Annotated in this window: 14 protein-coding genes; 8 read left to right on the top strand and 6 right to left on the bottom strand. The window is 42.3% G+C overall.

Features of this window, described 5'->3' with window-relative positions:
• The 3 genes from NF865_RS07300 to ptsP are packed head-to-tail and all read left to right on the top strand — an operon-like array spanning nucleotide 1 to nucleotide 3,463.
• Complete coding sequence (locus tag NF865_RS07300; protein WP_253304094.1) at nucleotides 1-1,272, top strand: Cdc6/Cdc18 family protein; 1,272 nt, start codon at nucleotides 1-3, stop codon at nucleotides 1,270-1,272.
• Between the two features lie 5 nt (nucleotides 1,273-1,277).
• Nucleotides 1,278-1,754: a PTS sugar transporter subunit IIA gene (locus tag NF865_RS07295; RefSeq protein WP_253304093.1), complete on the top strand. Its 477-nt coding sequence runs from the start codon at nucleotides 1,278-1,280 to the stop codon at nucleotides 1,752-1,754.
• A 2-nt stretch (nucleotides 1,755-1,756) separates the two neighbouring features.
• Nucleotides 1,757-3,463, top strand: a complete 1,707-nt coding sequence (gene ptsP, locus NF865_RS07290) for a phosphoenolpyruvate--protein phosphotransferase (protein WP_253304092.1) — start codon at nucleotides 1,757-1,759, stop codon at nucleotides 3,461-3,463.
• 132 nt (nucleotides 3,464-3,595) lie between these two features.
• Here ptsP and NF865_RS07285 read toward each other — a convergent pair whose 3' ends face one another.
• The 4 genes from NF865_RS07285 to NF865_RS07270 form a co-directional block, all read right to left on the bottom strand.
• On the bottom strand, nucleotides 3,596-3,937 hold the full coding sequence (locus NF865_RS07285) for a nascent polypeptide-associated complex protein (RefSeq protein WP_436317670.1): 342 nt from the start codon (nucleotides 3,935-3,937) through the stop codon (nucleotides 3,596-3,598).
• Between the two features lie 63 nt (nucleotides 3,938-4,000).
• Complete coding sequence (locus NF865_RS07280; protein ID WP_253304091.1) at nucleotides 4,001-5,032, bottom strand: tetratricopeptide repeat protein; 1,032 nt, start codon at nucleotides 5,030-5,032, stop codon at nucleotides 4,001-4,003.
• Nucleotides 5,020-5,547, bottom strand: a complete 528-nt coding sequence (gene otg / locus NF865_RS07275; RefSeq protein ID WP_253304090.1) for a methylated-DNA--protein-cysteine methyltransferase — start codon at nucleotides 5,545-5,547, stop codon at nucleotides 5,020-5,022. The genes NF865_RS07280 and otg overlap by 13 nt, the downstream gene beginning before the upstream one ends.
• Entirely contained in the window at nucleotides 5,534-6,274 is a 741-nt protein-coding gene (locus NF865_RS07270; protein WP_253304089.1) for an RNA methyltransferase, read from the bottom strand. Before NF865_RS07270 ends, otg begins: the two co-directional genes overlap by 14 nt.
• A gap of 64 nt (nucleotides 6,275-6,338) precedes the next feature.
• Here NF865_RS07270 and NF865_RS07265 point away from each other — a divergent pair, with 64 nt between their 5' ends.
• From NF865_RS07265 to NF865_RS07255, 3 genes are read left to right on the top strand one after another with little or no spacing between them, the layout of a single operon-like run.
• Nucleotides 6,339-7,238 (top strand): 2-dehydropantoate 2-reductase, encoded by a 900-nt coding sequence (locus NF865_RS07265; RefSeq protein WP_253304088.1) that lies wholly within the window; start codon nucleotides 6,339-6,341, stop codon nucleotides 7,236-7,238.
• A 33-nt stretch (nucleotides 7,239-7,271) separates the two neighbouring features.
• Nucleotides 7,272-7,919 carry a TIGR00153 family protein gene (locus tag NF865_RS07260; RefSeq protein ID WP_253304087.1) on the top strand — a complete coding sequence of 216 codons (648 nt, stop codon included), beginning with the start codon at nucleotides 7,272-7,274 and terminating at the stop codon, nucleotides 7,917-7,919.
• A 2-nt stretch (nucleotides 7,920-7,921) separates the two neighbouring features.
• The gene (locus NF865_RS07255) at nucleotides 7,922-8,839 is read left to right on the top strand and encodes a D-2-hydroxyacid dehydrogenase (protein ID WP_253304086.1); all 918 of its coding nucleotides are present in this window, start codon (nucleotides 7,922-7,924) and stop codon (nucleotides 8,837-8,839) included.
• 118 nt (nucleotides 8,840-8,957) lie between these two features.
• Here the strand turns inward: NF865_RS07255 and NF865_RS07250 are convergent, their stop codons facing one another.
• Entirely contained in the window at nucleotides 8,958-9,959 is a 1,002-nt protein-coding gene (locus tag NF865_RS07250; protein WP_253304085.1) for a 2-hydroxyacid dehydrogenase, read from the bottom strand.
• A gap of 107 nt (nucleotides 9,960-10,066) precedes the next feature.
• Between NF865_RS07250 and proS the strand changes: the two genes are divergently transcribed.
• Nucleotides 10,067-11,533: a proline--tRNA ligase gene (gene proS, locus NF865_RS07245; protein ID WP_253304084.1), complete on the top strand. Its 1,467-nt coding sequence runs from the start codon at nucleotides 10,067-10,069 to the stop codon at nucleotides 11,531-11,533.
• Here proS and pcp read toward each other — a convergent pair.
• Nucleotides 11,530-12,132, bottom strand: coding sequence for a pyroglutamyl-peptidase I (pcp, locus tag NF865_RS07240; protein WP_253304083.1), 603 nt, complete (start codon nucleotides 12,130-12,132; stop codon nucleotides 11,530-11,532). The two genes, proS and pcp, sit on opposite strands and share 4 nt — an antisense overlap.
• A 64-nt stretch (nucleotides 12,133-12,196) precedes the next feature.
• Here pcp and NF865_RS07235 point away from each other — a divergent pair, with 64 nt between their 5' ends.
• A complete protein-coding gene (locus NF865_RS07235; protein ID WP_253305612.1) occupies nucleotides 12,197-13,312 on the top strand; it encodes a geranylgeranyl reductase family protein in 1,116 nt (371 codons plus the stop codon).
• The last annotated feature ends 2 nt before the right edge of the window (nucleotides 13,313-13,314 follow it).

Below are 13,314 nucleotides of genomic sequence, written 5' to 3'. Positions count from 1 at the left end.
GTGGTTAATACGAAAATAAATCTCAAAGAGATAATTCGTAAAGAGTTCCAAAGCAACAACATACTAAAAAATCCCAGTGTTCTTACCGAGAGCTATGTTCCAGAATATCTCCTTTTTAGAGAGAATGAAGTAACTGAAATAGCGAGACATTTTGGTAGATATGCAAGAGGAATCCATCCAGGCCACCTATTAATTCATGGGCCTCCGAGTACTGGAAAAACTCATGCAATAAAGCTTGTCATAAAGACGTATACAGAATTTGTAAAAGAAAACGATATCAATTCAAAGATACTATACATAAATTGCAAAGATAGAACATATTATCAAACATTGATAACACTTTTGCATAATTTGGGTATAAATTTCCCGGAACGGGGATTGGGGATCGGAGAAGCCATTGACGCTCTTGTTACTTATTTAAAAAATAGTGAAGAAAGACCTATTTTTGTTTTTGATGAAATAGACAAGCTCAAAAAGACATATAAAGATAAGGAAGACCCCATGAATGCTTTAATCTATAGGATGTCGAGATTAGATGAGGTTATAGACAAAGAAGGGCCTTTGATTGTGATGATATCCAATAAGGCCAACATACTGGAAAGAATTGAACATGCCACGATAGCAAAATTTATACCTCGGACTTTGTATTTCAGAGAATATAACAGTGAAGAATTGTTTGAGATACTTAGAGATAGGGCAGAAAAAGCACTCCTACCCGGGAGTTTTGATGACGAATCTATCAGGTATTTGGTCGAATTGATAAAGCAAAATGAGAAAGACCTGAGATGGGGATTTAAAATCCTAACGGAAGCTGCTCTGAGAACCTCTGAAAAACTTACGAAGGAGATTATTAATGAAGCCATGAAAAGCGTAGAACGTAACATATTGCACACTACAATAAATTCTTTGACTAATCACCAGTTGGTCATTCTATGGTCTATTGCCTTTTTGGAGGAAAATAAGATTCTTCCTGTAACTGGAGAAGTTTACCAAACATACAAACTAGTGTGTGAAGAACTAGGATGGAGACCCCGCAGTATGAGACATGTAATGCATTATATAACTCCCAAAATAGAGAGTATTGGACTAATAACATCAAGGGAGAAAGGTCTAGGGCGCGGGAAAGGACGTACTCTTGTATTCCACTTAACAGAGAACTCCCACATAATACTAAAAACTGTCGAAATGGTGCTTTCTGAGAGGCTTCATAGGAAATTCGACCCTAAAGAAATTCCGGAGATACTTCAAATAACTATTCAACAGAGAAGGTGATCTTAATGGAGATACTTCCAAATATTGTCAGAAAAATGGATACTACCTGTGTTTTAACAAATGTGGAGGTCAATAACTGGAAAGAAGCTGTGAGGATCAGTGGTTCCCTATTGTACAAGGCAAGAAAAGTTTCAAAAAAATACATTGAGGGAATGATTAAAACAACAAATCGATTAGGCCCTTATGCTGTTATTGCTCCTGGAATAGCGTTGCCCCACTCTAGACCCGAAGATGGGGCTTTTGATTTTGGGTTGTCTGTAGTCATTCTTCGTGTTCCAGTTGATTTTGATTCTCCTAACGACCCCGTGAAAATTATAATTGGCTTCTCAGCACCAACTAATTCGGCCCATATTCAGCTTTTAAAAGAGCTTGGAATGTTGCTTCAAAACAAAGAATTCCAAAAACGGCTTAAACATGCAAAAACGCCTCAACAGGTTGTTTCAATCTTCAAAGAGTTTGTTATACAGGAGGAGGGGGATTAAATATGAAAGAACCTCTTCGATTAAAAGGTGTAGGTGCTTCATGGGGAATTGCATTTGGGAAAGCCACAGTTATAGTCCCAAAGGCTAATGAAATAGAAAATATTCAAGAGAAAGACCCTAAAAAAGTTCTTCAACTTGCGAAGGAGAAAACAATCCAACTATTGGATACCCTCATAGGGGAAGATAACTCACAGAAAGAGATTGCAGGTATTGTTAATGCTCACAAACTCATGGTTGAAGGGATCGTGGATGAGGCTTTCGAACTTGTCAAACAGGGGGAAAGTGTAGTTAATGCAATAAGCTTAGCTACTAAAAAATACGTGGAGCTTTTAAAATCCTCAGAATCAGCTTTAATACAGAGTAGAGCTGAAGATTTAGAAGATATAAAAAACATACTCCTAATGAGCTTATCCGGATATGAACCTAAAAAAATTGGAAACAATGCTAATGCTATAGTAATACTTCCTGACCTTTATCCATCTCAGGTCTTGATCTATGCAAAAATGGGTGTACGTGGAATTGTGGCAGAAAAAGGAAGTTACACATCTCATGCTGCAATAATTGCACGAGCCCTCGAAATTCCTACAGTTTTGGGAGTTCCGGGCATAACACAAACTGTTAGGGATGGGGATAAGATTATAGTTGATGGATTCTTGGGGGAAGTAATCGTTAATCCGGATGAAAAGACTATTGGGGAATATCTGAAGAAAAAAGAGTCCTTTGAGGTTCTTAAGGAGAAGTTTAAGGGCATAGGAGATGAGGTGGTGTCTACTAAAGATGGCAGAAAAATATTAGTTACCGCAAATGTTGGAAGTGAAGATGATCTAAATGTTGCAGTAAAAAACGGCTGTGATGGAGTTGGTCTTTTTAGATTGGAATTTTACTACATAAACCGAGCAACACCTCCATCTATGGAAGAGCTTGCTAGCCTCTTTACGAAATTTGTGAAAAAGCTTGGAAACAAGCCCCTGACTATTAGACTTCTCGATGTGGGTGGAGATAAGGAAGTGCCCTATTTGCAGTTTCCCAAGGAGGATAATCCATTCCTCGGAGTTAGAGGGATAAGGTATCTACTTAAACATCCAGAGATCTTAGAGGAACAAGTAAAAGCAATTCTAATGGCTTCCAAAGAGACTGGTGGCAATATAAGGATCATGGCTCCAATGATAAGCAGATTGGAAGAGATAACTAAGCTGAAAGAGATACTCAAAGAGCTTTCTGAAGACAATTCAGCAAATATAAAACTCGGTATCATGGCAGAGGTGCCTTCTGTAGTTTTTATGATCGAGAAAATTGTAAAGGAAGTTGACTTCATCAGCATTGGGACAAATGACTTAACCCAATACATTTTTGCTACAGATAGGACAAATGAAAATGTCTCTTATTTATACGATGATATGCATCCAGCAGTGTTAAGAGCAATTTCAGAAATTTCTAATAAGGCTCAAAAAGCAGGTGTGGAAGTTGACGTTTGCGGGGAACTGGCAAGTAATCCCCTTGCAGTCCCAATCCTAGTTGGGCTTGGGATAAATGAACTTAGTGTTAGTCCAACAAGAATCCCATTGGTAAAGTGGATAGTAAAAAGTATTTCATATGAGGAAGCTTTCCAATTAGCTAAGGAGGCATTAAATTCAGATAATGGTGAAGAAGTAAGAGAAAAAGCAAGAGCCTTTTTTAGAAAAAAGCTAGGCGTTGAGTTGCCTTTTTAGTTCACTTTCTGTTTCCTTTTAATATTGAGATGCCTTCTTCTGGAGTTTTTGCAGACATTAGTTTTTCTCGGATCTCTTCATTGGCTAAAAGTTGAGAATCCCCTGAGAAAAGGTACATAAGAAAAGGCAAGGCTAAGACTCCTGGAGCTTTAGAATTGCCTCCGCTAAATCACCTTTCGTTTCTTCTAGTGCCTTCTTTGCAGTTTCATAGTCAACGCCGGTCTGCTCCATAACGAGCTTTATGTCCTCTTCTGGGATGTTGAGGACTTCCCTAACCTCCTCCTTGCCCACTATTTGGTAGCTCTTTTCGCCCATCGCAGTTATTACTGTCACTGCGGCGTCTTTGATTATAATTTCTTTGTTTTCGAGCTTTATTACGACCTCTTTAACGCCCTCAAGCTCTTCCATCTTAATTCCAAGTTGCTTCATGAGCTTCTGCATCTGCTTGGGATTCATACCCTTCATTGGCATCATAATTATCACCAGAAAGGAATCAAGAAAAGAATATATAACGGTTTCCCAAAAATGAAAATGTTGTCAAGATTCCTCCGTTTCTTCTGGGAAGTTTGAAGTTTCTTCGTTGCTCTTCATTATTTTCTGCCTGTATTCTTCGTATTTCTTTCTGGCCTCTTCGGCTTTTTCCTTTTCTCCAAGATATTCGTAAGCCTCTGCAACGTGCTTCCACCACATGGGGTCTTCTTCGGCCTCTTTTAGACAATACTCAAGGAACTTTTGATAAGCCTCTCTCGCGAGCTCTTCATTTCCGAGCTTTCTTGCGATATTGCCGACATCTTCCCAGAAGACCCCTTCTTCTTGGGCTTCACTCTTGTAGTATTCCAAGGCTTTTTCCCAGGCTTCTCTGGCTTTTTCTTCATTGCCTAGCTCTTCATAAAGCTTCGCTACATCTTCCCAGAACCACGGTTCTTCTTCGGCATACCTCTCCAATGCCTTTGCAGCCCTCTCCATGTTACCAGCTTTCTTCCAGTATTCATGAGCTTCTTTGAGGTAATAGGTATCCTTTTCCTTCTCGTAAAGTTGCTCATAGATCTCTGCAGCTTTTTCGTATTTTCCGGCCTTCTCGTATGCCCAAGCTGCACTCTCCATCCAGCCGAGCTTCTCATACATTTCCGCAGCTTTTAGGTAGTTCCCTTTCTTCTCGTATTTTCTTGCGGCGGCCTTGTATTTGCCAGCTCTCTCAAGGCTTTCGGCACTTCTAAAACGGTCGGTCAAGCTTAGATCGGGCTCACTTATGTACCATATGCCAAACGCAAGCCCGAGAGCAAAGAGAAGTATTATCCCGCCAACTACCTTGAGCTTCTGCCACGTAATGCTCAGATACGTCGCATAAGCACTCAAAGCCGTTGGAATTACCAAAAGCCCAGCATACTTCCAGCTTTCTGCATAAAGAGTCAATGCCAGGAAAAATCCGAGCATTAAGGTTAGTCCTAAAAATCCTAAGCTCAGCACGACCCTAACCAGCATCCAGAAGCCCCATTTGTATATTATGCCAGCTGCTATCGCAATAATAGCCACGAGGAATCCTATGATGTAAAGTTTCAGCCTATCCACTTTCTCACCCCCTCCAGCGCAAGTAAAAACTTCTTGTACTCCACTTTTGGAGTGTAATTGCCTAACCCCTCTGATGCAACAACCCTGTGACAGGGAACGACTATTGGATAGGGGTTCCTTTTCATCGCTCCACCGGCGGCTCTTGGTGAGCTGTTGAGCATTTTGGCAAGCTCACTGTAAGTTATGACTTCCCCTCTTTTAACCTTTTTTGTAAGAGTCTCGTAAACTTTCTTCTCAAAGGGAGTAGTCCCTTCAAAGCTGAGATACTTTAATGCTTCCTCATTTTCGATTTCTCCTGTGAGGGTTTTATAAACCAGACAAGGAAAATCGCTCTTTCTTTCTTTAAGATCAACTTCCACGCCTCGCTTTTGTAAATGCTTGACTAAAGCATCAATTCGTTCTCGAAGAAAAGCTTCTCCGTCAAGAGAAAACGTTATGCCGTGGATTTTCTCGTTGTGTATTACGGCTATCTGGATTTGCCGCCCGTTTATTTTGAAGGAGTCAATAGCTATCATTTTTGCACCTCTCCAACATTTCAATGGCTTTTCTTAAAGGTCCGTACATGGAGTGTACTTCCTTCGCGTATATAAACCCTCTTCCCAAAAAGCGCTGAAACATCAGCACGGAGAGCTTTCTCCTTTCCAAGTCTTTTGGGTAGTCCAGTGTGTTTAGAAGCTTTTCCCAGAGCTCAACTAACCGGGCTTTCTCTTCTCTCGTTGACTTTCTGAGCTTTTCTTTGACTTCAGTTTCTTCGCTCCTTATCCTTTGCTTGTAAATCTCGTACAATATCACTGCAACTGCGTGGCTCAAGTTCATTACCGGGTATTCATCGCTAGTGGGAATCGTAACTGTGAAGTCAAGCTTCTTAAGCTCTTCATTGTCCAGCCCTCTACTTTCTCTCCCGAATACTATTCCGATTTTTCCTTCATAAAGAAATATCCTTTTTGCAAACTCCTCTGGGGTTATAGGCGTTCTCTCTGGAATATAGTCTTCCCCGGCTACCCCGCTCGTCCCTACGGCTAAGTCCACCATTTCGAGGGCTTCATCGAGAGTTTTAACAATTTTTGCGTTTTCTAATATGTCCACAGCATGGACGGCAAATTTTCTGGCAGTTTTATCATCAGGACTAACCTTGGGATTAACCAGAATAAGCTCCTTCACGCCAAAGTTCTTCATTACCCTTGCAATTGAACCCAGGTTTATTGGGTATTCTACCTCTACGAGTATTACCGCAAGCTCCATGACTGCAAGATATTTAAAGAAGCGTATTAAAATGGTTACGGTGTGTGTCGGAAGGTGAGCGAAAATGAAAATTTACATTCTTGGTGCGGGTTCCATAGGTTCTCTCTTTGGAGCGCTTTTATCCAAAATAGGGGAAGACGTAACGCTAATAGGCCGTGAAAAACACGTAAATGCAATAAACAATAATGGGCTTAGAGTTGTTGGCGTTGAAGAGTTCACTGTTTACCCCAAGGCTGTTACTGAAGTCCCTCCCGAGCCGCCGGACTTGATAATTTTGGCGACAAAATCCTATTCCACAGCCTACGCTTTGGAGTGTGCAAAGGAAAGCATAGGAGAGGACACTTGGATATTGAGCATTCAAAACGGGCTTGGAAACGAGGACGAGGCGTTAAAATACACCAAAAATGTCCTTGGCGGGATAACTACCAATGGAGCCGCCCTTGAAAGGTGGGGAGTTGTTAGATGGGCTGGGAAGGGAATAACGATAATCGGGAACTACCCACTGGGGAAAGGAGAATTTGCCGAAAGGGTTGCTGTCCTCTTTAAGAAAGCTGGATTGGAGGCAAAAGTCAGCGAGAATATAGTCGGATGGAAGTGGGCGAAAGCCATAGTTAACTCGGCGATAAATCCAATTGGTGCCATTATGGAAGCCAAAAACGGATATATACTGGAAAATGAACATCTCCTAGCTTTGGCCATGGAAGTCGTGAAGGAAGGGTGCCAGATTGCGACTCAAAGAGGCATCGAGTTTGAAGTGCACCCTATGAATCTTCTCCTCGAAACCCTTGAGAGGACAAGGGACAACTATAACTCCATGCTTCAAGACATAAAAAGAGGCAAAAGGACGGAAATTGACTTCATAAATGGCAAAATCATTGAATACGGTAAGGACATGGGATTAAAAACGCCTCTTAACTTTGCACTCTGGAGCTTGGTGAAAGCTAAGGAATCACAAACTAAATAAAGGACCCTGTGGGATATATAATGGGGAGTGAACATGCCCATATTCGGAGGAAAGGAAAACAATGTTTTTGTAACAATTGACAAGCATCTTGAAGCCGTGGAATTAACAATAATAAAGCTCAGAGAACTTGTGGAAGCTTACGTAAATGGAGAAATTGAGAGAGCAGAGATGTTAATGGGTGAAGTTGAAGAACTTGAGAGAAAGGCGGACAGCTTAAGGAGAGAAATAGAGACAATGCTTTATCAGGGAGCGTTTTTACCGGTTAACAGAGGTGATTACGCTCGTTTGTCTGAGCTCATTGATGGCGTCGCAGATGCCGCGGAAAGCGCTGCCCATTCTCTAATTTTGGCAAAACCAAAAGTGCCCGCAGACCTAAAGCAAGAGATCTTGGAGCTGCTTGATTACTCTTTAAAAACTTATCAGCTACTTGAGGAGGCTGTTAAAGCGCTCAATAAGAATGTTGATGAGGCAATTGAGTATGCAAAAAAGACCGAGGTGGCCGAGGAAGATGCCGATAAAATTGAGTATTCTCTCTTGAGAAAAGTTTTTGAAAGTGAAAAAATAACAACATTTGCAAAAATCGTATGGGATAAAGTCATAACAAAGATCGGGGATATAGCCGATAGGGCTGAAGACGCCTCCGATCAGGTCCTGCTTATGGCATTAAAAAGGAGGGGTTGAAAATGAAAGTGTTGGTTGCCGCACCTCTGCATGAAAAGGCGATTGAGATTTTGAAGAACGCTGGATTAGAAGTAGTCTACGAGGAATATCCAGACCAAGAAAGACTTAAGGAACTTGTTAAAGATGTTAGCGCCATAATAGTCAGGAGCAAGCCCAAAGTAACAAAAGAAATTATAGATGTCGCACCAAACCTTAAGGTTATAGCAAGAGCTGGTGTTGGTTTGGACAACATAGACGTTGAATACGCAAAGAGCAAAGGAATAGAAATCGTTAACGCTCCTGCCGCATCAAGCAGAAGCGTTGCTGAGTTGGCCATCGCATTGATGTTTAACGTTGCCAGAAAGGTTGCTTTTGCTGACAGGAAGATGAGAGAGGGGGTATGGGCTAAGAAACAGTGCATGGGCTTCGAATTGGAAGGAAAAACTCTCGGTGTTGTTGGGTTTGGAAGGATAGGCTACATCGTAGCGAAGATAGCAAATGCCATTGGAATGAACGTCCTCATTTACGATGTTAACAAAAACGAGGAGAGGGCAAAGGAAGTTGGTGGAAAGTTAGTGGAGCTTGACGAGCTTTTAAAGAACAGCGATATCGTTACTCTACACGTTCCCCTCACTAAAGAGACATACCACATGATAGGAGAAAGAGAGCTCAAGCTTATGAAGCCCAATGCAATTCTCATTAACACCTCAAGAGGAGCCGTTGTTGATACAAACGCTTTAGTAAACGCGCTTCAAGAAGGCTGGATTGCTGGGGCCGGATTGGATGTCTTTGAAGAAGAGCCTCTTCCAAAAGACCACCCATTGACAAAACTCGACAACGTGGTTTTAACTCCTCACATTGGAGCATCGACGGTTGAAGCCCAAGAAAGGGCTGGTATGGAAGTTGCCGAGAAAGTCGTTAAGGTTCTGAAGGGCGAGTGATTTAGTTTTTTTCATTTTCTTACTCTCCTCTTTGTTTGTTTAAAAACTCACAAAGAACTTCAAGAACGCTTGAGCTGTTAAGTTATAACTTACAAGTTAAAAGGTAGAAAGTAGAAACTTAAAGCCTCTTCACTTCCTCAATGGGTCTTATTTTAAGAACCTCCTTGTTCACAAGGTTCTCTGGAACTTTTCCCTTGAATATTGATAGCAAGTTGTTCACCGCTTGAAAGCCCATGTCTTCCATAGCCTCCTTTGCCAATCCAGCGTGGTGGGGTGTAAGCACGGTCTCCCACTCCATTTCAAAGAGCTCGCTCTCCTGAAGCGGCTCTTTTTCGTAAACGTCTGTGGCGAATCCCTTGAGCTTTCCTTCCTTTAAAGCTTTGATGAGTGCTTTTTCGTCAACTAAGCTTCCTCTGCCTATGTTTACCAAATATTTCCCTTCCAAGAGCTTAAGCCTATCCTCATTTATTATATGGTAGGTTTCAGGTGTTGCGGGTAAAGAGAGGATAACTATGTCGCTCTGCTTCAATACTTCTTCGAGCGGGAGCCATTTTGCATTTACTTCCTTTTCTATGTCCTCTTTTCTGCTTCTGCTCCAGTAGTAAATTTCCGTTCCGAGGGCTTTCATTCTTCTTGCTATAGCCTTGCCTATTGAACCCATACCCAAGATTCCAACCTTTTTGCCGTACACCGTTTCCACTCTCTTATACCATCCCCACACTGTCCTGTGTGAGTCCCAAAGGCCTCTTCTTATGAACTTATCCGAGTAGGCTATTTTTCTCAAGAGGGCAATTGTTAATCCAACTGCAAACTCTGCAACGGCTTCACTTAAAATTCCGCTAACCTTTGTTACGTATATTCCCTTTTCGGTTGCCGCTTCGACGTCTATATGATCATAGCCAGCGGACTGGGTGCTTATAACTTTAAGGTTCTTCCCTTTTTCAATTATTTCCCTGTCCACTCTGTTTAAAGGAGAAACTATCAGCCCATCGTATTTCTCAATTACGTTCGATATTTTTTCTCTCTCCGGATAAACTAGGACATCAACATCGCAGTACTGCTTTAAGAGTTTTAGAGGTTCGCTTTTCATGTTAAAAAGGACTAAAACTTTTGGCTTCATTTTATTCACCGCTAAGACACTCATCAAAACATGTTAATAAAACTTTTTGAGAAATCTGCGAAAGATTAAAAAACGTTGGTCATTTTTAAGGGATAGGTGATGAGTTTATGAGTAACAGTAACAATAGACCAAAAGTGAAGAGAGAAAAGTGGTCGAACGAGTTCAGCGAATGGTACAATGAAATGATAGAACTCGCTGGAATACAGGATAAGAGATATCCAGTAAAGGGAATGAACGTCTGGTTGCCCTACGGTCTTAAAATCATGAGGAATATCGAGAATTTCATACATGAAGAGATGAGAAGAACTGGGCATGATGAAGTGCTCTTCCCCGCTCTAATCCCCGAGACGGAGTTTGAGAAAGAGGCTGAACATATAGCGGGATTCCATGGAGAGGTTTTGTGGGTTACTCATGCTGGTGAGAGGCCTCTGGATGTAAGACTTATTTTGAGACCAACTAGCGAGACTGCAATGTATCCCATGTTTAACCTCTGGATAAGATCTCATGCAAACCTTCCCTTCAAGGTTTATCAGATAGTTAACGTTTACAGATACGAGACAAAGCACACAAGACCTTTAATTAGAGTAAGGGAGATAAGCAGGTTCTTTGAGGCCCACACAGCCCATGAAAGCTTTGAAGACGCTGAGAGGCAAATAAAAGAAGACCTCGAAATATTCGACAACCTTGCCAAAAAACTCGCCTTGCCCTACATAATCTCAAAAAGGCCTGACTGGGACAAATTCCCGGGAGCATTCTATTCCCTTGGTGCAGAGGTAATAATGCCCGACGGAAGGACTTTGCAGATTGGAACGATGCACAACTACAAGCAGAACTTTGCAAAGGCTTACGAGATAACCTTTGAAAAGGAAGATGGGACTCACGATTATGTCCACCAGACTACCTTTGGAATGAGCGAGAGGCTACTGGCGGCAGTTATGGCCATACACGGAGACGACAACGGTCTTGTACTGCCCCCAACGATAGCACCAATTCAGGTAGTGATAGTCCCCATCCCGAAGAAAGACTCTCCCTACGATGTCAGTGCTTATGCCAAGGAGCTTGCTGAGGAGCTCAAGACGGCAGGCATTAGAGTTCACGTAGATGACAGAGAGGACATAAGACCCGGAAGAAAGTTCTACGACTGGGAGATTAAGGGTGTCCCACTGAGAATTGAAGTAGGGCCAAGGGATGTTGAAGAAAACAAGGCAGTGCTGGCAAGAAGGGACACCTTCGAAAAGTTCAGCGTCGAAAGGGAGAAAATCGTTGAGGAGGTCAGAAAGACCCTTGACACAATAATGGAGAACCTCTACGCTAGGGCAAAGGAATTCATGGAGAGCCACATAAAGAGAGTAGACACAATAGAAGAAGCGAAGCAGCTCTTTGAAGACAGAAGAGGCGTAGTCGAGCTTCCATGGTGTGGCGAAGAGAGCTGTGGTGTTGAAATGGAGGAAATCCTTGATGCCAGCATGCTCGGAATACCGTACCCAGAAGAGATGGCAAAGGTTGAAGGAAAGAAGTGCGCCCACTGTGGAAAAGAAGCAAAATATATAGCAAGGTTTGCAAGGACTTACTAGTCTTTTAGGCTTTCTTTTATTGCTATCTCTATTGCCTTTCTAATCATTTCAAGGCTCATCGAGGGCTGTGGCTTTTCTAAGACCTGCTCTGGGATGTAGGGAACGTGTATAAAGCCAGCTTTTGCCTTTAGTCCGTTTGAGGAAATATGGTGCAGAGCCGTATACATGGCGGTGTTGCATACATAAGTTCCGGCAGTGTTGGACACCATAGCGGGGATTCTGTTTTCTCTCAAGGCTTTTACAATCCTCTTTATAGGTATCGTGGCAAAATATGCTGCTGGAGCGTTTTCGAAGATTGGCTCGTCCTCTGGCTTATAGCCTTCGTTGTCTTCCATCCTTGCGTCCATTACATTTATCGCGACCCTTTCAACGGTTATGTTTGCCCTTCCACCAGCCTGGCCCGTGAGAATTACGACATCTGGCTTAACATCGTCTATAAGTGCGGGCAGCATTTCTCTGACTTTCTTAAAGCTCACTGGAAGTTCGTGTTTTACGATCTCTGCACCTTCAATTTCTTCGGGGAGCTCTTTAACGGCTTCCCAAGAGGGGTTTATTTTCTCCCCTCCAAATGGCTCAAAACCTGTGACCAAAACTCTCATTTAAATCACCAAAAAGGCTAAAGTTTAATTAGGATTTAAAGGTTACACCCTCTTGGTGAAGTTCATGAAGTATGATGTTGCGATAATAGGTGGAGGCCCGGTGGGAAATTATCTTGCAGATCTTCTCGCGGGCGAGTTTAATATTGCATTAATTGAAGCAAAGACCTCTTTTGGGGGTAAGGCGTGTACCGGAATAATTGGAGCAGAAAGCTATGAAAAGCTCAATCTTCCCAGAGAGGCCATTCTTAACGAGTTCACCGGGGCAGTATTTTATTCCCGAATCCAGAGCTTTGAGATAAAAAGAAAAACACCGCAAGCTTATATTGTTGATAGAAAAGTCCTCGAAAAATCCCTCGCAGAGAGGGCAATTAAAAAAGGTGCCGAATACTACATGGGGACTAAGTTTCTGGGGTTTAAAAACGGGAAAGCCCTTGTGCAGAGGTTTAACGAGAGATTTGAGATAGAAGCAGATTTCTACGTAGGGGCTGATGGGGTGTCAAGCAAAGTTGCCCAAGAAATTGGGGCAAAAACGGAAGCGGAGTTTCTAAGCGGTTATGAAGTTGAAGTGGTGGGAGAGTTCCCGAGAAAAGACTTCGTTGAAGTGTGGGTAAATAAAGACATCAACGATGAGTTCTTTATGTGGGTTGCTCCGGTGAATGAATCCCTCGCAAGGATAGGGACTTTTGGGAGCTACGATGTTCTCATGAGGTTTCTGAGATTGAAGCTTCTCAATGAAACGAAGATAATTGAGATAAAAGCTGGAAACGTAGGTCTTGGGTTTAGAAAGCCGTGGGTAAAGGGAAACGTTGCACTCCTCGGAGATGCCGCTTTGCAAATAAAGCCCTTAACAGCCGGTGGTATCGTCTATGGAATGCTCTGTGCTCATGCACTTAGGCACGCTATAAGAAAGAACGACCTGAGCATTTACGAAAAACTCTGTGGAGATATAAAGAAGCAGATAGCCTTTGGGCTGAGGGTTAGAAGGCTCTTCAAAGCCCTTGACCAGGAAAAGATAGAGAAACTTTTTGAGATACTCTCAAGCAAGGAAGCAATAGACGTGATAGAGAATTACGCTGATTTCGACGACCATAGAAAAACGATAACTGCTCTTGTGAAGCAACCACGACTGCTTGCGAAAGCCTTGAGAATTACTCCAATGCTGTTAAGGTACTTGGTGTGAAA

Origin of the sequence: Thermococcus aggregans (assembly GCF_024022995.1) — an archaeon.
GTDB classification, from domain to species: domain Archaea; phylum Methanobacteriota_B; class Thermococci; order Thermococcales; family Thermococcaceae; genus Thermococcus_A; species Thermococcus_A aggregans.
This window is presented reverse-complemented; position numbering and strand designations above follow the sequence as displayed.